Origin of the sequence: Bacteroides sp. CACC 737 (assembly GCF_013874375.1) — a bacterium.
Lineage (GTDB): Bacteria > Bacteroidota > Bacteroidia > Bacteroidales > Bacteroidaceae > Bacteroides > Bacteroides uniformis.
The window spans coordinates 900295-921747 of the sequence record NZ_CP059408.1; the positions used below are offsets into that span (position 1 = coordinate 900295).

Annotated in this window: 20 protein-coding genes and 1 pseudogene; 12 read left to right on the plus strand and 9 right to left on the minus strand. The window is 42.5% G+C overall.

What is annotated here, in order from left to right; translation table 11 throughout:
- Positions 1 to 2 precede the first annotated feature (2 nt).
- Positions 3 to 1100: an aldose epimerase family protein gene (locus H1A11_RS03830; protein WP_117965515.1), complete on the minus strand. Its 1098-nt coding sequence runs from the start codon at positions 1098 to 1100 to the stop codon at positions 3 to 5.
- Between the two features lie 197 nt (positions 1101 to 1297).
- On the opposite strand from H1A11_RS03830, the gene H1A11_RS03835 reads away from it, so the two are divergent.
- A complete protein-coding gene (locus H1A11_RS03835; RefSeq protein WP_117600917.1) occupies positions 1298 to 2269 on the plus strand; it encodes a type I phosphomannose isomerase catalytic subunit in 972 nt (323 codons plus the stop codon).
- A gap of 75 nt (positions 2270 to 2344) precedes the next feature.
- On the opposite strand, the gene H1A11_RS03840 is transcribed toward H1A11_RS03835, so the two are convergent.
- The 4 genes from H1A11_RS03840 to H1A11_RS03855 all read right to left on the minus strand — a co-directional run bounded on the left by H1A11_RS03840 (position 2345) and on the right by H1A11_RS03855 (position 4571).
- A complete protein-coding gene (locus H1A11_RS03840; RefSeq protein WP_005826570.1) occupies positions 2345 to 2605 on the minus strand; it encodes a hypothetical protein in 261 nt (86 codons plus the stop codon).
- Between the two features lie 12 nt (positions 2606 to 2617).
- On the minus strand, positions 2618 to 2971 hold the full coding sequence (locus H1A11_RS03845; RefSeq protein WP_005826569.1) for a phage holin family protein: 354 nt from the start codon (positions 2969 to 2971) through the stop codon (positions 2618 to 2620).
- A gap of 19 nt (positions 2972 to 2990) precedes the next feature.
- Positions 2991 to 3200 carry a YtxH domain-containing protein gene (locus H1A11_RS03850; RefSeq protein ID WP_005826568.1) on the minus strand — a complete coding sequence of 70 codons (210 nt, stop codon included), beginning with the start codon at positions 3198 to 3200 and terminating at the stop codon, positions 2991 to 2993.
- A gap of 93 nt (positions 3201 to 3293) precedes the next feature.
- Positions 3294 to 4571 (minus strand): DEAD/DEAH box helicase, encoded by a 1278-nt coding sequence (locus H1A11_RS03855; RefSeq protein ID WP_117600916.1) that lies wholly within the window; start codon positions 4569 to 4571, stop codon positions 3294 to 3296.
- Between the two features lie 174 nt (positions 4572 to 4745).
- On the opposite strand from H1A11_RS03855, the gene H1A11_RS03860 reads away from it, so the two are divergent.
- The 9 genes from H1A11_RS03860 (at position 4746) to H1A11_RS03900 (ending at position 13820) form a co-directional block, all read left to right on the plus strand.
- Positions 4746 to 5150: a lipocalin-like domain-containing protein gene (locus H1A11_RS03860; protein ID WP_171030443.1), complete on the plus strand. Its 405-nt coding sequence runs from the start codon at positions 4746 to 4748 to the stop codon at positions 5148 to 5150.
- 47 nt (positions 5151 to 5197) lie between these two features.
- On the plus strand, positions 5198 to 5698 hold the full coding sequence (locus H1A11_RS03865; RefSeq protein WP_117600914.1) for an SPOR domain-containing protein: 501 nt from the start codon (positions 5198 to 5200) through the stop codon (positions 5696 to 5698).
- A gap of 535 nt (positions 5699 to 6233) precedes the next feature.
- Positions 6234 to 7058: a 3'(2'),5'-bisphosphate nucleotidase CysQ gene (gene cysQ, locus H1A11_RS03870; protein WP_117600913.1), complete on the plus strand. Its 825-nt coding sequence runs from the start codon at positions 6234 to 6236 to the stop codon at positions 7056 to 7058.
- 7 nt (positions 7059 to 7065) lie between these two features.
- On the plus strand, positions 7066 to 8619 hold the full coding sequence (locus tag H1A11_RS03875; protein ID WP_117600912.1) for an SLC13 family permease: 1554 nt from the start codon (positions 7066 to 7068) through the stop codon (positions 8617 to 8619).
- 20 nt (positions 8620 to 8639) lie between these two features.
- Positions 8640 to 9245, plus strand: coding sequence for an adenylyl-sulfate kinase (cysC, locus tag H1A11_RS03880; RefSeq protein WP_117600911.1), 606 nt, complete (start codon positions 8640 to 8642; stop codon positions 9243 to 9245).
- 6 nt (positions 9246 to 9251) lie between these two features.
- Positions 9252 to 10163: a sulfate adenylyltransferase subunit CysD gene (cysD, locus tag H1A11_RS03885; protein ID WP_005826557.1), complete on the plus strand. Its 912-nt coding sequence runs from the start codon at positions 9252 to 9254 to the stop codon at positions 10161 to 10163.
- Positions 10164 to 10203: 40 nt separating this feature from the next.
- Positions 10204 to 11667: a sulfate adenylyltransferase subunit CysN gene (gene cysN, locus H1A11_RS03890; RefSeq protein ID WP_117600910.1), complete on the plus strand. Its 1464-nt coding sequence runs from the start codon at positions 10204 to 10206 to the stop codon at positions 11665 to 11667.
- 55 nt (positions 11668 to 11722) lie between these two features.
- The gene (locus tag H1A11_RS03895; RefSeq protein WP_005826550.1) at positions 11723 to 12829 is read left to right on the plus strand and encodes a sulfotransferase; all 1107 of its coding nucleotides are present in this window, start codon (positions 11723 to 11725) and stop codon (positions 12827 to 12829) included.
- 25 nt (positions 12830 to 12854) lie between these two features.
- A complete protein-coding gene (locus tag H1A11_RS03900; RefSeq protein WP_181757745.1) occupies positions 12855 to 13820 on the plus strand; it encodes a PCMD domain-containing protein in 966 nt (321 codons plus the stop codon).
- Positions 13821 to 13894: 74 nt separating this feature from the next.
- Here the strand turns inward: H1A11_RS03900 and H1A11_RS03905 are convergent, their stop codons facing one another.
- From H1A11_RS03905 to H1A11_RS03920, 4 genes and pseudogenes are all read right to left on the minus strand, one after another.
- Positions 13895 to 14647, minus strand: coding sequence for a YjbH domain-containing protein (locus H1A11_RS03905; RefSeq protein WP_057256766.1), 753 nt, complete (start codon positions 14645 to 14647; stop codon positions 13895 to 13897).
- 127 nt (positions 14648 to 14774) lie between these two features.
- Positions 14775 to 15899 (minus strand): OmpA family protein, encoded by a 1125-nt coding sequence (locus H1A11_RS03910; RefSeq protein ID WP_117589371.1) that lies wholly within the window; start codon positions 15897 to 15899, stop codon positions 14775 to 14777.
- A 42-nt stretch (positions 15900 to 15941) separates the two neighbouring features.
- Positions 15942 to 16859, minus strand: coding sequence for a DUF3869 domain-containing protein (locus H1A11_RS03915; protein WP_005827850.1), 918 nt, complete (start codon positions 16857 to 16859; stop codon positions 15942 to 15944).
- Positions 16860 to 16872: 13 nt separating this feature from the next.
- A pseudogene (locus tag H1A11_RS03920) lies at positions 16873 to 17856 on the minus strand (hypothetical protein); the annotation flags it as partial.
- Between the two features lie 864 nt (positions 17857 to 18720).
- On the opposite strand from H1A11_RS03920, the gene H1A11_RS03925 reads away from it, so the two are divergent.
- Positions 18721 to 19860 carry a site-specific integrase gene (locus tag H1A11_RS03925; RefSeq protein ID WP_005827858.1) on the plus strand — a complete coding sequence of 380 codons (1140 nt, stop codon included), beginning with the start codon at positions 18721 to 18723 and terminating at the stop codon, positions 19858 to 19860.
- A gap of 342 nt (positions 19861 to 20202) precedes the next feature.
- Entirely contained in the window at positions 20203 to 21450 is a 1248-nt protein-coding gene (locus H1A11_RS03930) for a hypothetical protein (RefSeq protein WP_005836064.1), read from the plus strand.
- Positions 21451 to 21453 lie beyond the last annotated feature (3 nt).

The following is a 21453-nucleotide window of genomic DNA, read 5'->3' on the forward strand; positions in this document are numbered from 1 at the left end:
TTTCATTCTTGTACACCAAACTTGTAGATTGTCACTTGCTGGTACTCATCACCCGGTAGCAATACTGCCGACGGAAAATGGGGCTTGTTGGGTGTATCGGGAAAACACTGGGCCTCAAAGCAGACTGCACTTCTTGCAGGGAAAGTGGCTCCATGGGCACCTTCAAAGCCTCCGAGCCAGTTTCCAGTGTAGAGCTGGACGCCATTTTCAGTGGTATATACTTCCATGGTTCGTCCGCTGTTGGGCTCCATGCAGGTGGCTGCAAGGCTCAACTCTCCACTTTCAGTCTTGTTCAGTACATAGCAATGGTCATATCCTGCGCCATTCACAATTTGTGTATGCTTCTCATCAATTCGTTCACCAAGAGTATGGGGAGTACGGAAATCCATTGGAGTACCTTCTACTTTCAATATCTCTCCGGTAGGAATGGATACTTCATTGATGGGTACATAAAAATCTGCGTTGATGGTAACGATATTGTTTAAGACTGTAGGAGAGGGATTGGCTATACCGGCAAGATTGAAGAATCCGTGATTGGTCAGATTGACGATGGTGGCTTTATCGGTAGTAGCCCGGTATTCGATGACCAGAGCATTGGTCTCATCCTCCAGGCGATAAGTCATTTCTACTTCGAGATTTCCGGGGAAGCCCTCTTCGCCGTCAGCGGATGTGTAGTTGAAGATGACTGTTGATTGCTCTGGCTGGACGGCATCCCATACACGGGTATGGAAGCCAGTCGGACCGCCGTGCAGTGAGTTGGGACCATTGTTGATTGCCAATTGGTGCTCTTCGCCGTATAAAGTAAACTTTCCTTTGGCTATCCGGTTGCCGTAGCGTCCGATGGTAGTGTTTAGAAAAGGTTCCGGACTGTTGATTACATGTTCAATACTGTCGTGTCCTAATACAACATTGGCATATTTGCCATTTTTGTCGGGTACCATGATGGAAAGTATTGCACAACCGTAATTAGTAACTGCAACTTCCATTCCCTGGGCATTCTTCAGGATAAACAAATCTGTCTTTTTGTTATTTATATCCTTTTGAAAGTCTTTTGGGCTTAAACCGGACAAATTACTTTCTGTTGGAGTAGTGTTTATCATATCCATGGTATTAATTAAATTTCTTGCAAATAAAAAGAAATTCTTTTGTTCCCCCAAGCAATTGGAAGGAAATGTGGAGAACATTTTAGGAAAGTTTAGCGTTTAACAAATGGAATACAAATTGATATTTTTTGTATGTTTGCTCCCGAAATCTAAAAAATCACATCATTAACAGAAAGTTCTAATAAAAACAACGAATGTATCCTCTAAAATTTGAGCCTATTCTGAAGCAGACGCTTTGGGGAGGCGACAAGATTATTCCATTCAAACATTTGAATGATACCCTTGCTAATGTAGGCGAGAGTTGGGAAGTGTCGGCAGTAGAAGGTAGTGAGTCTATAGTGGCCAATGGTGCTGACAAAGGATTAACGCTGCCGGATATGGTCAGAAAGTATAAGGAAGACCTGGTAGGAGAAGCTAACTATGCACGTTTCGGAAATAAGTTTCCTTTGTTGATAAAGTTTATTGATGCCAAGTTGGACTTGTCGATTCAGGTACACCCGGGTGACGAGTTGGCTAAGAAACGTCATAACAGTTTTGGTAAAAATGAAATGTGGTATGTTATTGCTGCTGACCAGGGTGCCAAGCTGATTTCCGGTTTTGCAGAGCAGATTACTCCGAAAGAATATAAGGAACGAGTGTATAATGGTACGTTTGCGGATGTTCTGCAGACTTGTGCCATCAAACCGGGCGATGTGTTTTATGTGCCTGCAGGTCGTGTACATGGAATCGGTGCGGGAGCTTTTGTAGCAGAAATACAGCAAACGTCGGATATCACTTACCGTATTTTTGATTACAATCGTAAGGATAAGGACGGTAAATCAAGAGAACTGCATACAAGCCAGGCTATTGATGCCATTAATTTTGCAGATGTGCAGGACGATTTTCGTACGGAATACGATCAGGTGCAGAATGAACCGGTAGAAATGGTGGCAAGCCCGTATTTCACGACTTCAATCTATGACATGACGGAAGAAATCACTTGTGACTATTCTGAACTGGATTCTTTTGTTATCTTTATTTGTGTGGAGGGCTCTTGCCGTATTATTGATAATGAGAAGAATGAAGTTTCTGTACAGGCGGGCGAAACAATCCTGCTGCCGGCTGCAACCCAAGAAGTGACGATTGTGCCTGAAGGAGCAGTGAAGTTGCTTGAGACGTACGTATAAAAGTGCTTAGACTATATCGGATAAAAAAAGAGGGGATGACTGTTATGGTCATCCCCTCTTTTTTTATCCGATATTCTATCTCTTTCTTCCAAATATTTTTCTGAATTTCTTCATTACCTTTACCCCCAATACTATACCGTCAAAAACAGCCATACCGGTGTTGAATGCTCTCATCATGGCATTTGCCTTGTTGGTAGCTGGTTCCAGCGGAGCAAAAATTTCTTGTGTAAGCCCAGTCATGATTTCTTTCTGGAGTCGTATTTCTTGTAGCAGCATGGCTTTTTTCTGGGCGATGCTTTCTAAAGTGACGGGAGTGGTATTGGTCGTATTATCCATGAATATTTCGAATTAATTGTCTAAGAATAATTCTGCGATAAGTTTTACTGTCGGATCAATAATGAGTTTTTTGCGGAATAGGACAAGCAGAACGATGAGTAGGATATGGAAGCACGTGATAAGTGCAAAACTCATCATTAGCCCACCTACCAGCGGAGCTAAGATATAGACCAGCGTAAACGACAGATGAAACAGAACCACTACGCCGAGTATAACGACCAATAGCACCAATAAAAGCGTAGAAAGCAGTTTGGACAGTTTTTCGGTGACTTCCAGTTTGGTGTATTCTTTTTGCAGCTCCAGGTATTTCTTGAATTCAATGAAGAGCTGCTGCATATTTTCTATACTTTTGTCGTCTGCAAACATAGTGGTTCTGCTTTTTACCTTATTCCGTTACCTCGCCTTTGATTTCCGCAGCAATTTCATCTACCAAGTCTTCCATTTCGCTTCGGTTCAAACGAATCCCTTTCTTACGGAGAATTTCTGCGATTTTGTTACGGGTGTCTTCTCCTTTTTCAGGAGCAAATAAGATACCGAGGGCTGCACCTACTGCGGCGCCACCCAGGAAAGCTGCTAAAACATTTAATCCTTTCATAATGATATTCCTTTCTTTTTTGAGGTTCGTACGACAAAACTAACAATTTTTTTTGAAACTTTGTTCGGAATATCAGTTTTTTTATGATTGTCCTTATCTTCCAACTCCTTTTTGGGTGTTGTTTTGCGAGGTTTGCTTTTTTCTTCTCCAAAAGTCTCCATTCGTACGGCTCCCGCGATAGATTTTGTTTTCCTTGGTTTTAGCTTTAATTTCTTCAGTCTTGATTTCTTGGGCTTTTAAGCCATCGGCGGTGACAAAAGGGTGTTCTTTTATTACTGGGATGCTTTTCCCTATCAATTTTTGGATATCTTTCAGGTAAGGCAGTTCTTCCGATTCGCAAAAAGAGAGAGCAATACCGTCGTGGCCGGCACGTCCGGTTCGTCCGATACGGTGTACGTATGTTTCCGGAATGTTGGGCAACTCGTAGTTGATGACGTGTGATAGTTGGTCCACGTCGATGCCTCGTGCTGCAATATCGGTTGCTATCAGTACGCGCAGTTCATGGTTCTTAAAGCCGGTCAGTGCTCGCTGTCGGGCATTCTGCGACTTGTTTCCATGTATGGCTTCGGCTCTTATTCCGGACTTGCTGAGGATACGTGCAAGTTTGTCTGCTCCATATTTAGTTCTGGTGAAGATAAGTACGGATTCGATAGCCGGATTCTTCAGCAGATGAATGAGTAAGTCTTTTTTCTCTTTTTTCTCAACGAAATAGACTGATTGGGAGATTGTGTCAACCGTAGACGATGCAGGGGTGACTTCCACTTTCTCGGGGTGCGTCAGCATGGAGTTTGCCAAGGTCTCTATTTCCGGAGGCATTGTGGCCGAAAAGAAGAGAGTCTGCCGTTTTGCGGGCAATAACTTTAATATGCGCCGGATATCATGTATGAATCCCATGTCCAGCATCCGGTCTGCTTCGTCCAATACGAAGAACTCGAGCGCTTTTAGGTTAATGAAACCTTGGTTGACCAGGTCTTGCAGTCGTCCGGGAGTTGCAACCAGTATTTGTACTCCACGTTTCAGTTCATCTGTCTGTGGCTTTTGTCCTACACCGCCGAAGATGACGGCATGTCTCAATCCGGTATACTTACCATATGCACTGAAGCATTCTCCTATCTGTATGGCCAGCTCGCGGGTCGGCGTCAGAATGAGTGCTTTGATACTTTTGCGGTTATCCGTTTTATATAACTTTTGCAAGATAGGGATGGAAAATGCGGCGGTTTTGCCTGTTCCGGTTTGAGCACATCCTAATAAGTCTTTTCCTTGAAGTAATATAGGGATCGATTTTTCCTGGATTGGGGTAGGGGTGGAATACCCCTCTTCTTGAAGAGCCTTCAATATAGGTTCTATCAAATTCAAATTTTCAAATGTCATGTAATCAATTAAGTGAGCCTCATGCTCTGTTTATATTTGGCAAATATACGTCAAGTCTTCCGGGAAATCTCTTTTTATGGAGTGGTTTAATTATATTTAACTAAGGATGCTGAGGTATAATCGCATGTTATGGTGTACTTTTGTTCCATATTTAGATAGTGGCATGGAAAAATGATGAAATTGCATTTAAAATACCTTTGGATTGTATTGGTGACTTGTACCTTGACTGCTTGCATGAATGGTGGGGGTGACTTGGCGGGTAAGTGGCAGTTGCGTCAGTACCAATATGCCGACGGTACATCAGAGAAAGTGGACAGTGTATTTTATAATTTTCAAAAAGGAAGTTTTTCTGCCATATGTTTGTTGAAAGATGGGGGGGCGACTACGTTTTTTGGAAATTATTCTTTGAAAGGTGCTGAAATTTCCATTATTTTGTTGCCTGAAAGTGTTAACGATAAAAACTATGATACTTATTTCGGGTGGCCGGAAGGAAAACGTATCTTTAAAGTAGAAGATTTATCCTACTCTTCATTGCGTTTGGAATATGAGGGTACGAAATCTGTATTTCGGAAATTTTGAGATAAAGATAAGAATAGACGATTTTACTAATAAAAACAATAGAAAAGATGAAAAAATTAGCCGTATTGGGAATGGGAGTATGTATAGCTCTGGCATTCTCTTCTTGTAAATCAAGTGAAAGTGCTTATAAGAAAGCATATGAAAAGGCAAAACAGCAGGAATTGGCCGAGCCGCAGACAACTGCCCCTGTTGAAGAGGTGGCTCCAGTAGTTACCGCTCCGGTAGAAGTAAAGGTAGTGGAAAGTGCACCTGCCGACATGCGTCAGGAAAAGGTGACTGTGGTATCAGGTGGTACCAGCTTGAAAACCTTTAGTGTAGTTTGCGGAGCTTATAGCGTGAAAGCTAATGCGGAAGGTGTGAAGCAGACATTGGTGAATGAAGGTTATACTGCAATGGTGGTTTACAATGCAGAAAGAAATCTGTATCGTGTAGTTATCGGTACATTCGATGACAGAGCATCCGCCGAGAATCTGCGTGACTCTTTCAAAGCTAAACATCCTTCGAATGATGACTTCCAGAAGGCATGGTTGCTGTACAGCATCAATTAATAGAATTCTTTTTGGTAATTCATAACAGAAAGGAATGTATGTTTCCTTTCAAGATGAGGCAGTAACTGCGAAGTTACTGCCTTTTTCATGATATGCCGAAAGAATGTGAAGGCTGGCGCTGTCATGTGTTTGGTTTGGCAAAACAAAGTGTTTCCTTTAACGGAACAGTTTGTTTCATTAAAGAGAACACTTTGTTTCTCTTAACAAAACATCTCGTCCTATTGCATAAAAACAAAATGTTTTTATATACTGAAACAACTTGTTTTCCTATGCTGAAACAAAGTGTTCAGTGCTGTGAACTAATGAACTAACTGAGGAAAGGCTCTGATAAACTCATGTTGTCACAGTTTCTTTATTTCCTTCTCCTTCGTGAATACTTCACTCTATTTTTCTGTTCCGGATTGATTTTCCTGATTGTGAAAAGTGCTTATAATATTCTCTCTTTCGTTTAAAAGAAGTTATAAAACAAGAGGTGGAAACTTTTGGACCTAAAAAAGTTTTTAATTTTGTGCTTTATCTTTGAGAAGAATATAGTATGGAACGACGATATATACTGAATGCGATTGATGCCGCTTTGCAGGCTGGCGAGAAAATTCTTTCCATTTACGATGATCCGGCATCGGATTTTCAGGTAGAAAAAAAAGCGGATAATTCTCCTCTTACTATTGCCGACCGTAAAGCTCATGAAACTATCTGCCGTTTTTTGGCTGATACACCTTTCCCTCTGCTAAGCGAGGAAGGTAAACATTTGCCTTTTTCAGAGCGTAGAAATTGGGAAACCTTATGGATTGTAGACCCTTTGGACGGTACGAAGGAGTTCATCAAGAGGAACGGTGAGTTTACGGTGAATATAGCTTTGGTGCATCACTCGGTACCGGTAATGGGAGTTATTTATGTGCCGGTAAAAAAGGAGCTCTATTTTGGAGTGCATGATTCGGGTGCTTATAAGCTATCCGGTATTACTGCGCGTAATGGAATGTCCTGGGATGAATTGATTGCGAAAGCTGTCCGGCTGCCGGAAACAGGTATGCACGAACGATTTGTCATTGTGGCTTCCCGTTCGCATCTGACGCCCGAGACAGAAGATTATATCGAGAAGATGAAATGCAGCCATGCGGAAGTTGAGCTTATATCAAGTGGAAGTTCCATCAAGATTTGTCTGGTAGCTGAAGGTAAGGCTGATGTATATCCTCGTTTTGCCCCTACGATGGAATGGGATACGGCGGCTGGGCATGCTATTGCACGTGCTGCCGGAATGGAAATTTATCAGGTGGGGAAGGAAGAACCTTTGCAATATAATAAGGAGGATTTGCTGAATCCGTGGTTTATCGTAGAGCCCAAGCATACTGAAATAAAATAACGACTGTATGACATTTGAGATATTGTTTGTACTATTGGCATTGTTGGGTATGGTGATTGCCTTGGTTCTGGATAAAATGCGTCCGGGCATGGTGCTCTTTTCTGTCGTAGTATTGTTCTTGTGTGCAGGCATCCTTACTCCTAAGGAGATGTTGGAAGGGTTCAGTAATAAGGGGATGATGACTGTTGCCATGCTGTTTCTTGTCAGTGAAGGCATCAGGCAGTCGGGTGCTTTGGGGCAAATAATCAAGAAGCTGCTTCCGCAGGGTAAGACTACAGTCTTTAAAGCGCAGTTCCGCATGTTGCCCACCATTGCCTTCATTTCAGCTTTTCTAAACAATACTCCGGTGGTTGTTATCTTTGCTCCCATTATCAAGCGTTGGGCTGAATCGGTAAAATTGCCTGCTACCAAGTTTCTTATACCTCTTTCATACGTTACAATACTTGGTGGTATCTGTACATTAATAGGCACATCAACCAATCTGGTGGTGCATGGCATGATATTGGAAGCCGGATATGAAGGTTTCACTATGTTCGAGTTGGGCAAAGTAGGAATTTTCGTCGCGATTGCGGGTATCCTTTATCTGTTCGCTTTCTCCTCAAGGCTTTTGCCGGATGTTCGTACGGATGCGGTAAAGCTGGATGAGGAGCCGGAGGAGCATGGAGATTTGCATCGGGTGGAGGCTGTACTCGGCGCCCGTTTTCCCGGTATCAACAAGAAACTTGGTGATTTTAACTTCAAGCGGCATTATGGGGCCGAAGTGAAGGAGATTAAGCGTAGCGGTCAGAGCATTGCCGGAAATCTGGAAAATGAATATCTCCGCGAAGGAGACACGCTGGTGGTGATGGCTGATGACTCTTTTATAAAGACCTGGGGGGAATCTTCGGTGTTCGTGTTGCTGGCCAATGGCAAGGATACGGAGCCGGTGCCCGGAAAGGGAAAGCGCTGGTTTGCCTTGGCTTTGCTGATATTGATGATAGTGGGGGCAACGGTCGGTGAACTTCCGGCTGTCAAGGAAGCTTTCCCGGAAATCAAGCTGGATATGTTTTTCTTCGTTTCCATTACTACTATCATTATGGCCTGGACAAAGATATTCCCGGCCCGCAAGTATACCAAATATATATCTTGGGATATTCTGATAACGATTGCTTGTGCTTTTGCTATCAGCAAGGCGATGGTGAATTCCGGAGTGGCAGACGCTGTGGCGCATTTCATTATAGGGATGAGCCATCATTATGGCCCCCACGTGTTACTGGCTGCTATGTTTATCATAACGAACCTGTTTACGGAACTGATTACGAATAATGCGGCTGCGGCACTCGCTTTTCCATTGGCACTTTCCATCTCTTCACAGATGGGAGTCAGCCCGATGCCTTTCTTCGTTGTAATTTGTATGGCGGCTTCCGCCAGTTTCTCTACTCCTATAGGGTATCAGACTAATTTGATTGTACAAGGTATCGGTAACTATAAGTTCACGGATTTTGTACGCATCGGGTTACCTTTGAATATCATTACTTTCCTGATATCCATTTTCTTGATTCCTTTAATTTGGCCATTTTAAAAAAGAAGAAATAATAACATATGGAAGAAAACAACCACATATATCCGATATTCGACAGAATGCTGATGCGGAAGGACAAAGAAGACTTGTTGAAGCAGCACGGCGTGATGATTTGGTTTACCGGCTTGAGCGGCTCCGGCAAAAGTACGATAGCCATTGCCTTGGAGCGCGAACTTCATAAAAGGGGATTGCTTTGCCGTATCCTGGATGGTGACAACATCCGCAGTGGCATCAACAGTAACCTCGGCTTTACGGAGGCCGACCGTGTGGAGAATATCCGGCGTATAGCCGAAGTTTCCAAACTCTTTCTTGATACGGGGGTTATAACAATCGCGGCTTTTATCAGTCCTAATAACGATATTCGTGAAATGGCAGCTGATATTATCGGACAAGACGATTTTCTGGAAGTTTATGTCAGCACCCCGCTTGAAGAGTGTGAGCGCCGTGACGTGAAGGGGCTTTATGCCAAGGCACGTAAGGGAGAAATTAAAAATTTTACGGGCATTTCCGCTCCTTTTGAGGAACCGGCTCATCCGGCTCTGACGTTGGACACCTCTGTTCTCAGCCTGGAAGAATCGGTCAATAAATTGTTGGAACTCATTTTACCAAGAATTCAGAAGAAATAAGATATAATGAAAGAAGAATATAAATTGAGCCATTTGAAGGAACTCGAAGCAGAGTCCATTCATATTATCCGTGAAGTGGCAGCGGAGTTTGAGAATCCGGTGATGCTGTATAGTATCGGCAAGGATTCTTCGGTTATGGTGCGCTTGGCCGAAAAGGCGTTTGCTCCCGGCAAAGTGCCGTTCCCGTTGATGCACATCGATTCCAAGTGGAAGTTTAAGGAGATGATACAGTTCCGTGACGAGTATGCCAAGAAGTATGGTTGGAACCTGATAGTGGAAAGCAATATGGAAGCTTTCAATGCAGGTGTCGGACCTTTTACGCATGGCAGCAAGGTGCATACGGACCTGATGAAAACGCAGGCTTTGCTCCACGCATTGGATAAGTATAAGTTTGATGCGGCATTCGGTGGCGCTCGCCGCGACGAGGAGAAGTCACGCGCCAAAGAGCGTATTTTCTCCTTCCGTGACAAGTTCCATCAATGGGACCCCAAAAACCAGCGTCCCGAATTGTGGGATATTTATAATGCCCGGGTACATAAAGGAGAGAGTATCCGAGTATTTCCGTTAAGTAATTGGACGGAGCTGGACATCTGGCAATATATACGTTTGGAAAATATTCCTATTGTGCCGTTGTATTTTGCCAAGGAACGTCCTTGTGTGGAGATTGACGGAAATCTGATAATGGCGGATGACGACCGCTTGCCTGAACAGTACCGCGACCAGATAAAGATGCGTATGGTGCGTTTCCGTACGCTGGGTTGCTGGCCGTTGACCGGTGCTGTGGAAAGCGATGCCGATACCATCGAGAAGATTGTCGAGGAAATGATGACCACCACCAAGAGTGAACGGACGACCCGTGTCATTGACTTCGACCAAGACGCAAGCATGGAGCAGAAGAAGCGCGAGGGATACTTCTAAAGGAATTAAAAATTAAGAATTAAAAATTAAATCATTAAGGATGAACGATTCTACACTTGATATAAAGGCTTTTCTTGATAAGGATGAGCAGAAAGACTTATTGCGCTTACTGACTGCCGGTTCTGTGGATGACGGAAAATCCACATTGATAGGCCGTCTGTTGTTCGACAGCAAGAAACTATATGAGGATCAGCTGGACGCACTGGAACGCGACAGCAAGCGCATGGGAAATGCCGGCGACCACATTGACTACGCCCTTTTGCTGGACGGCTTGAAGGCAGAGCGCGAACAAGGCATCACCATCGACGTGGCATACCGCTACTTCTCGACCAACAACCGTAAGTTTATCATTGCCGACACTCCGGGACACGAGCAGTACACACGCAACATGATTACCGGAGGCTCTACGGCTAACCTGGCAATTATTCTGGTGGATGCACGTATGGGTGTCATTACGCAGACGCGCCGGCATACTTTCCTGGTGTCGTTGCTTGGCATCAAGCATGTGGTGCTTGCTGTCAATAAGATGGACCTGGTGGATTTCTCCGAAGAACGTTTTAATGAGATAGTCGATGAATATCGGAAGTTTATAGCTCCATTGGGTATTCCTGACGTAAACTGCATTCCGCTGTCAGCTTTGGACGGGGACAATGTAGTGGAGAAATCGGAACGTACTCCTTGGTATGAGGGTATTTCACTTCTTGACTTCCTGGAGACGGTACATATTGACAACGATCATAATTTGAAGGATTTTCGTTTCCCGGTTCAATACGTCTTGCGCCCCAATCTTGATTTCCGTGGTTTTTGCGGCAAGGTGGCTTCGGGTATTGTTCGTAAGGGAGATGAAGTGATGGCATTGCCTTCCGGTAAGAAGTCGCATATCAAGAGTATAGTTACATACGACGGTGAATTGGATTACGCCTTTCCGCCCCAGTCCGTCACCTTGACTTTGGAGGACGAAATAGATGTGTCGAGAGGGGAAATGCTGGTACATCCGGATAACCTGCCCGTCATGGACCGCAATTTTGAAACGATGCTGGTTTGGATGGATGAAGAGCCGATGGATATCAACAAATCATTCTTCATCAAACAGACCACCAATATAAGCCGCACCCGCATCGACAGCATCAAGTATAAAGTGGATGTCAATACGATGGAGCATCTTTCCATTGACAACGGAAAGTTGAGCAAGGAAACATTGCCGATGCAGCTCAATCAGATTGCGCGCGTGGTGCTGACCACTGCCAAAGAGCTTTTCTTTGACCCTTATCGGCAGAATAAGGCTACCGGTTCGTTCATCCTGATAGACCCGATAACCAACAATACCAGTGCTGTAGGTATGATTATCGATAGGGTGGAGGATAAGGAGATGCACTTGTCCGAAGACCTGCCTATACTGAATTTGTCTAAGCTGGGTATAGCTCCCGAACATTACGAAGCCATAGAAAAGGCTGTGAAGGAGTTGGAGCGCCAAGGCATTGCAGTGGTTGTGGAAAAAGAATAAACAGCTTTTTGATAGAGTGGGAGAGAAACTGTAATATATTAATATATAGACTATAATGGGACTATTAGAATTCAACAAGCTTCCTATAAACACATTGGTAGGCGCAGATTGGAAAACATTCAAGGATATAACGGGCGGTCGTGACATCGGTGCTGCCTACAAAGGCAAGTATCGGCTGACAAAAGCTGTCTGCCGCCTGCTGTCCACTTTGGCTCCTCTGCAGGACAGACGTTATGAAAAGCTCCTGGCAGATAAGCCCCTGGAGCATGATCCGGTATTCATTTTGGGACATTGGCGTAGCGGGACTACGTTTGTGCATAATGTTTTCTCCTGTGACAAGCATTTCGGCTACAACACGACATACCAGACTGTATTTCCGCATCTCATGATGTGGGGGCAGCCTTTCTTTAAGAAGAACATGAGCTGGCTGATGCCGGACAAACGCCCCACGGACAATATGGAGCTTGCCGTCGACCTTCCGCAAGAAGAGGAGTTTGCTTTGGCAAATATGATGCCCTACACCTATTATAATTTCTGGTTCCTGCCCGAATATCAGCAAGAGTATGCCGATAAATATCTGCTGTTTGATGATATTACAGAGAAAGAACTGAAAGTGTTTGAGGAGACTTTCGTCAAATTGATAAAAATCTCTCTTTGGAATACGAAGGGAACTCAGTTTCTTAGTAAGAATCCGCCTCATACGGGACGTGTGAAAGAGCTTGTCAAGATGTTCCCCAATGCTAAGTTTATCTATCTGATGCGTAATCCTTATACTGTTTTCGAAAGCACACGTAGTTTCTTTACTAACACCATTCAGCCGTTGAAGTTGCAGGATATCAGTAATGAGGAGCTTGAGAAGAATATTTTGTCCATTTATGCCAAACTGTATCATAAGTACGAAGCGGACAAGACATGCATTCCTAAAGGAAACTTGATAGAGGTGAAGTTTGAAGACTTCGAAGCGGATGCAATGGGAATGACTGAACATATCTACAAGGCTTTGTCCATTCCGGGCTTTGCAGAGGCACGTGCCGATATTGAAAAGTATGTAGGCGGAAAGAAAGGATATAAGAAGAATAAATACAAGTATGATGAGCGTACAGTGCAGTTGGTTCAGGATAACTGGAATTTTGCGCTGGAACAGTGGAAGTACGATTTATAATGATTGTCAATTATTAATGAGAGAAATGATTCAAAAGAAAGTTCGTATATTGGGAGTGCTGTCTGCCATGCTCTGTTGCGGAGCAGTTTCTGCACAGCAGCACGAGGTAGAGATGATTCCTTTCGGAAATATGGATCAATGGATTGACCGCCAAATCAAGGAATCCGGTATTATTGGCGGTGCCACGAAGAATGTATATGCCATCGGGCCTACTGCTACTGTCACCGAGACCAAGGCATACAAGAATATGGGAGGTTCGCCCTGGGCGACATCCAATGTGATGGCCCGGGTAGCCGGTATCACGAAAACCAATACTTCTGTTTTCCCGGAAAAGCGAGGAGATGGTTTCTGTGCCCGTATGGACACCCGTATGGAGAGTGTGAAGGTTTTTGGAATAGTGGATATCACGGTGCTGGCTGCCGGCTCCATGTTTCTGGGTGAGGTGCACGAACCTATCAAAGGGACCAAGAATCCGCAGAAAATGCTGAATTCCGGCATACCGTTTACAAAGAAACCTATCGCCATACAGTTTGATTATAAAGTAAAGATGTCCGACCGCGAGAAGCGTATCCGTGCAACGGGCTTTAGCCGTATCACAGATGTTGAGGGAAAGGACTTCCCGGAAGTGAATCTGTTTCTGCAAAAGCGTTGGGAAGATGAGAAGGGGAATATCTATGCCAAGCGTGTAGGAACGATGGTCGTACGATATTATACTACTACCGATTGGCATAATAATGCCACTTATTCCATCATGTACGGTGATATCACCGGTGACCCTGCATACAAGGCCCACATGATGCGTCTTCAGGTTGAAGAACGCTATGCAGTTAACAGTAAAGGAGAGAGTGTGCCTATTAAGGAGGTTGCCTGGGGGACGAAGGACGATGTGCCCACTCATTTGCTGTTGCAATTCACCTCTAGTCATGGTGGTGCTTATATAGGTTCTCCTGGCAATTCGCTATGGATTGACAATGTAAAATTGGTCTATTAGAATAAAAGCAGTTAAAGTTGATGTCATACTTTAGCTGCTTTTTTTATGGAGTCAACGAGACTTTGACTTACTTCTTATTTCAAATGAATTTTGTATGTCAGCCCTCCCGTGAAATATTTCATCCTCTGCATTTCGACCTGCACATGCAGATGCTTGAACAGCAGATAAGTGGCTCCCAAAGCAAAGTCCTTGGAGTCGTACTCCGCTATCACCCTCAACTGCGGATGGAAGGTGGGATTGTAGGTGACACCCAGTGCAAAGCCATTCAGTTTGTACTCCTTGCGGTTGTTGTAAAGGTAGGAAAGATGGACACCGATCTCCTCCTTACCCACAACGGGTATATGCTTGGAGGCGGCAATATAGAAACGGCTGTAATAGCCGTTACCTTCCGTGGTGCCTACCTGGCCGCCGCCGGAAGAAGTGAACGGGTCGGACGTCCCCAGCACGACAGCCGGCATGTATTTCCAGAACTGCCCCTCCTTCAACACACGCAGACGGGCGGAAAAGTAGCGGTCCTGGTTCGTGAATCCGCTGTACCCGTATGGCTTCAATCCCAACGCCTCCGCCTTGAAGAGCGTACACGTGTAGGCCACTTCCAGAAAGGGGAAGATGGTGACGTTCAGGAAATAGTTGTAGGTATGATAGTACCAGGTGGGCGGTGTGAGCTCCTTGTTCAGGAAGTTGCCGCCGACCATGAAAGTCTTGTCGCGCTGCATCTCCGCAGAGGGCGCATGCAACAGCCCGGTTGTACCATACGTCAACTGGGAAAAGGCCGAAAGGGAAAGGCTGCAAAACAGAACAATAAAGAATAGCTTAAACTTCATCATCACATATAAATTCAGTCGCTGATAAAAAATGGGTTGCTTTATAACATGCATCGGACATAGTACCAAAAAAAGGCGTCTGAGTCCCAGACGCCTTCATTTTTAGAGTCTATTTGTCACTTGGAGTGTATTATTCCAGGATAACTACGCGGTTCAGGAAGTTCTTACCGAACATGTTTTCAGTACCACCGAATCCTACGAGTTCGAGCTGGTCCTTGTCAACACCTTGAGCAATCAAAGCGTCGTAAACAACCTGGGCACGCTTTTCGGACAGCTTCTGGTTCCAAGAAGCGCTACCGGTAGCCTTGTCAGCATAACCTGCAACTTTGTACTTCTTGTCCGGATTAGCCTTCAGAATCTTGGCAGCCAGTTCGATGTTAACCTTGCCATAGTCGTCCAGACGGGCGCTGCCAATCTTGAAGAAGATGGCACGCGGACCGGCAACTTCAACTTCCTTGGTCACTTCCTTAACTTCAGGTTTAGCGTTGGCCAGTGCATTCTTGCAGTTAGCCAGGTCAGCCTGAGCCTGAGCCAGTTCACTTCTATATCTGTTGATTTCCGCATTGACTGCGTCTTCGTCAATCTTAGAAACCGGAACGAACTTCTTACCGCCGAAGATGTAGCTAACACCTGCGGTCAGCATACCTGTACCTTCAGCCTTGCGATGGCTGCTGATATTACCGAAAATGGACGGAGCGATGGCACCGCGAGCTTCTACGTCAATGGTCCACTTGGTGTTGATATTGAACTTCAAGCCCAAACCGGCAGAAGCGCCTACACGTGCTCTAGCCTTTTCATCTCCATCAGGAATCATTGTTCCATCGTTTTGAATCAGCACATTTGCTGACTTTGCAACAGTTACTTGAGGACCCAAGAATCCATAAACTTCAAAGAAACGGTTAGGATTAACGCCTGCGAACAATGTAGAAAGATTGATCATTGCATCAATGTTACCACCAAAGTACGTCTTATTGTGTTCCCAATATGAGTTATCCAGACACAAGTGCTGAGTAACGCCATTGAACTGGGCACGTACACCCCATGTCGGAGTAATCAACTTACCAACTGATACGCTGAAATGCGGAGCCAATTTATTGAAACCATCATTGTTGATAGCGTGGACACCACCACCTACACTCACGAAAATATTATCGCTCCATTTCGGAGTGTAGTAGTTCGTTTTTTCTTGTGCATTCAGATTTGCTGCACAAGCGCCTGCTAATAATAAGGAGGCTATTACTAATTTACTTTTCATTATTCCTTTAGTTTAAAATTAAAATAATAACTAAAACTATTATTATTCAGCAGCACCGTCACCACCACCGGCATTGTTACCATTGCCATGACCGTGACCATGACCATGTTCAGTTGAAGTAAAGACTGGATCTACAACAGTCTTAACTACCTTCTTAATCTTTACATTAGGAATAGTGTACAGTTTGCCATCCACCACTGTAGAGATTGTATTATCAGAAGTTTCGTATTCTGTAGTAGTCTTCAAAGTTACAATAGTATAAGCAGGAACTGTTACTTTCTTAGTATAAGTTACATCTGTGATACCCGGGCTATATGATTTAACCAATGCTTTCAACACCTTTTTTACTTCATCATCAGACAATCCTCTAGTTATAGGCATAGCATCAATCGATGCATTTACAGCAGCAATATTAGTAACTTCTTGTCCAACTTTTGCTGTATATGGCAGATCCATTTCTTTTTCTTTACTACTTGTATTTTCACCACCTTTTTGTTCTCCTCCAACTTCACTAGGGGTAATAGTTTCCTCATCCTGATCAACAACAACATCTTCAGCAGCATTCAGTTCTTGTTGCAAGAAAATACTTACCGGAATCAAAGCAAATTGTCCTTTATTCAAAGCAGGAACAGTAGCTTGGCCTTCTCCAGACAGATACTCGTCTTTTGTAGCTGCAAAAGTTCTTGTTGCAGCAGCAATCTTTCCATCTGAACCAGCTTCAATTACGAAAGGATTGCTAGTAATAGCAGCACCATTTTCTGTAATGCTTGCACCATTTATGATAGAACCATCTGATAAATCATATACAGTAATAGCAACAGTAGCACTTGCAGGGTCCAATTCTACAGGCGCAACATTGAATTCTTCTTTTTCGCAGCTTGTGAACATCACACTTGTCAAAGCCACTGCCGCCAATGCTAATTTAGCATTTACGCCACTTAAAAAAATTTTCTTTTTCATCTCAATTAATTAATTAAAAATTTAACAATTCTGACTTAATAAAATATGGGTTAAAACTATTTCTTTCCATTATATTATCACTTGCTTCTGCCTTATAGTCCTTATAATAATACCTTTCATTACCCGCATTATAAGCAATGCCCATGTTAGTAGAAGTATTCACACGTGGGATATGCCCCCTTCTTTTATATTTGTATGGAGGCAATGCCACTTGAAACCGAAATCCTCCATTTGCTTTGGCATGCTCCGCCTTCATCGCATAAAAGCCTATCGAACAATAGCGGAAATGACGGATCATTTCAAACCGAACCCCCTTTTCCTTCAACAAATACTGTTCAGCCTTCAGTGTGAACAGTGTATTAAATCGTGGCCAATAGAAATTTCCACCCAAAGACCACGTCATACGCCATAATGAAGGATCATATTGGAACCTAAATCCGTCCCAACGTCCAGCTCCCGTATATCCTATTCTTGCCAACAAAGAAAAACGTTCATCTTTAAAGGGGCGAAAGAAATCTACATCAGCACCATATCGGTTACCACTAAAATAGCCTACAGAGAATTTACCAAAAACATTATAAGGCAACCTGAAACGTTGTGAAAGAGTTAGGAAACCCGGATGAACCTTTCCTTCCCGAGCTCCATATCCATCATTATAAACCGGTATCTTCACTTGTGCTGTGGCTTTCATCCCCTTCCATAACGAAATTTCTATTGCAGGGCTCAAATCAAATAGAATTTGATAAATCTGCGTAATAATCACGTTCTTGAAAGAGAATTCCGGATACACCAATATATCAATCTTGAACAAAGAACTATTTTTCAACTTTATTTTTCGTGCATTTTTCCAAGTATCACCCAATTCATAGCTTACATTCCAGTCATCACGTTCTGCTTGGAGCACCGAATCTCCCTTTATGGGATGATAATAAAGAGAAATCTGGGGTACATTATTATCCAGAACTATTATGCGGCATGACTTTTCTTCCGGTACACCTGCTAATAAATGGGCTTTCTATCTAAAACACAGACAATCCTTGGCTTCTCTCTCTTTGTTTGTCTGCTGTTGCATAGGGGATTAATGACGCCTAATGGCCATGAACAACTCTGCTAATGGTCGTCAAGCGATTGCTTTATGGCCGTAAGCAGGGTTGTTCATGACTGTTAGGCGTCACTAACCCCAAGACTTTTCGGATGAAGTACGTAGCCTACATCTATTGTGGATAGGGCGCAAATGTATTGTACAACAACTTAAAGGACATTAGACGGCATTATTCATAGCCATGAGTTAGAAATCATCCGCTTGAATGGCTCACTCTACCGGTACCTTTCATAGTCCCTGCGGAATGATGCGTCCTACCGCCCAACTCGATATCCACCGATTTCGTAGAAGAGCAAGCTCGAAAATGCAGGAAAAACGAACTGATTGATTTATGTAGCTCTTACGTAATATTATGCTAGTAAACAGGTGGTTACTGCAAAACCTCGGCGTTTCAGGCAGGTGGAAGCAAAATTTGCTTCCACCTTTTCGGCTTGCTTCCACCGCAGGGCAAATGCCGATGGATAGGGGAATGCAGAAGGTGGGTGGAAGTGTAGAAGCAAAGTGATGGAAAATAAATTTCCAGAGAAAGTTTCCGCCGCCATAGCAATAGCCACACTCTTGATAGTTTAATTGTTACTGGCTTATTATTATATTTGTTCTTTCAGTAACGCTGTGCCCTATACTGTAAATATTTGATAGTTAATAAGGTAATTATAAAAAAAGACAAGAGTGATAGAACATGAAAGCAATTTGTAGGATTGATTTTTGTTACTGCTTTGTTACTACTAATAATAAACTGTATGTTTTTATTTAAAGAATATGAAAAAGCAATTGAATTTAAAAGAGCCAATAAAGGTGAGAACAAAAAAATTGGTTAATGGATGCCAATCCATATATCTGGATATTTATATGAATGGAAGGCGGCAATACGAATTCTTAAAGTTGTATATTATCCCTGAACATAATCAAGCTGATAAAAAAAGAAATGTCGAGACGCTAAATCTGGCAAATGCGATAAAGGCTCAGAAGATTTTGGAAATATATAATCAAACTTACGGATTTAATCATAACAGATTGTCCAATATGAAGCTGACTGGCTATATGAAATTAATAGCAGAACAAAGTGTGAACAATAGAGTACGGAAAAGTGCCATACATGCCGTTGTATGCCATTTGGAAAGATATACTCCGAATGGAATATTGCTAAGGAAGGTGGACAAGACTTATTTGTTGGGTTTTATAGATTACTTGAAGAAAACAAAACAAGAACATTGTAAGAAGGAAAAGACATTGCATGTTAACACCCAATTCTATTATTTGAAAACGCTGCGCTACTGCTTGAATAGGGCCGTCTCTGAAGATTATATAACTGTTAATCCGATGAATAAGATAAAGAACGAGGACAAACCAAAACGTAATCGAACAGAAAGGGATTATCTTACTATAAAGGAATTGACCAGATTGGTTCATACTCCTTTTTATAATACCTTATTAAGGAAAGCATTTTTATTCAGCTGTTTTTGTGGGTTGAGGCATTGTGATATTATTGCATTGAGATGGGAAGATATACGCTATGATGAAAATGGCAATGCACTATTGAGTATTATTCAGAAGAAGACGAAAGAAGCCATATCGCTTCCACTCTGTTCGGAAGCCATAAAACATCTGCCAGACAGAGGAAATGCACCAGAAACGGAAAAGGTGTTTGCCGGATTGGTCTCACTGGGGAGAAGTAATGTAATTTTACACAAATGGGTTGAACAAGCTGGGATATCAAAGCATGTAACATTTCATACAGCGCGCCACACACATGCAACAATGATGCTGACACTGGGAGTAGATTTATATACGGTCTCCAAACTATTGGGACATACCAATATACAAACAACACAAATTTATGCAAAGCTTGTAGATGAAAGTAAAAAGAAAGCTATTGATTTAATTCCTAATATATCATAGGGGTTGGTTAAATGCGAAGTGCAATTTGTCATTCTCTTTAATTCTTGCAGATATTTCTTCTATTTATCCTTTTTCAGAGAAAAGTGAATTAGCAAAAACATCTGAAAAATGACTATTTGGCACAAAAAACAACATTCTGTATAGTAATTATGCACAGCTATATTAAGGATTTTAAGATAGCTAATATACTTCATATAAACATTCTGAGTATTTGTTGGGGGCTTTTGAAGAAAAAACAACATTATTTCATTTTTTCATATAAAAATCTTTGGTATTATTAAAAATGTGTCTATTTTTGCAGCATATTTTGTGTTATACGAACACAAAAAATGGTTGAAAAAGATGAGGTATAAAAACTCTAACATAAGAAAGTGCCTAAATACTAAAACAATAGCACTGTGTGCAGCGTTCTTTTTATACTGTTTGCTCCCTTTAAAAGGGATTTGCCAAACGGGGGAAAGTACTGTAGATGCTTTAGTGGAAATGGGATTTGAAAATGTTGGATGGACAGAAGATGGCAATGAACGTGTGTATGTTCTGCAGAACTCTGCATATCGTTTGCAAGGCGTAGGCATAGGCAAAGCGGTGGATGTTATTCAAAAGATGGGTTTACCGGAAGAAAAGTCATGCCGGATAATAGTTCTGGACAATAATGTACCTCAGATTTCTCTTTATTATCATCCCATAAAGGGGGATTCGGTGCTCCAAGCAGAACGTGATGACTGGAATGTAAGCTATGAATTGGGTGATACTTGGAAAAATGCACGGAAAATAAAGTTGAAAAATAGTTCTTTGTTCAAGATTGATGTATTGGTGTATCCTCAATTAGCTTTCAAGAATCTGGTGATTACACAGATTTACCAGGTCTTGTTTGATTTGAGTCCTGCGATAGAAGTTTCGTTATGGAAAGGTATGAAATTAACGGCACAGTTGAAAATACCGGTTTATAATGATGGGTATGGAAGGTTTGAAGATAAAGTTCATCCAGGACATATTACAATTTCACAGCGTTTTAGATTACCGTATAATGTGTTTGGTAAAGTGACTGTGGGATGTTTTAGTGCTGACCAATATGGAGTGGACGCCGAATTTTATCGCCCTTTTAAGGATGAACGCTTTTCCTTAATGGCTCGGATTGGGTATACAGGAATGGGATATTGGAGCGGATTTCGCTATGTATATGATCCTTCGACAGCACTTGTTACTTGGTCTTTGGGCGGTAGCTTTTATTGGCCGCAATTTAACACTCAGTTTAATCTGAAAGCAGAACAGTATTTATTGAAGGAGAAAGGTGTTAAATTTGAAATGATTCGTCATTTTCGCTATTGTTCGATTGGTTTCTATGCAATGAAAGCAGAACATGCAAAGATGAATGGAGGCTTCCGATTTCAAGTGGCATTACCTCCTTATAAATATAAAAGGAAAGGATATATACCTCGTGTGAATACCTCTGCTAATATGGGCATTGTTTATAATGCAGGTAATGAAAGGTACTATTATAGACAGTATAAAGCGGAAGTTAGTGACAATATAATGGAAGAAAATAGTTTTAACCCATATTTTATTAAGTCAGAATTGTTAAATTTTTAATTA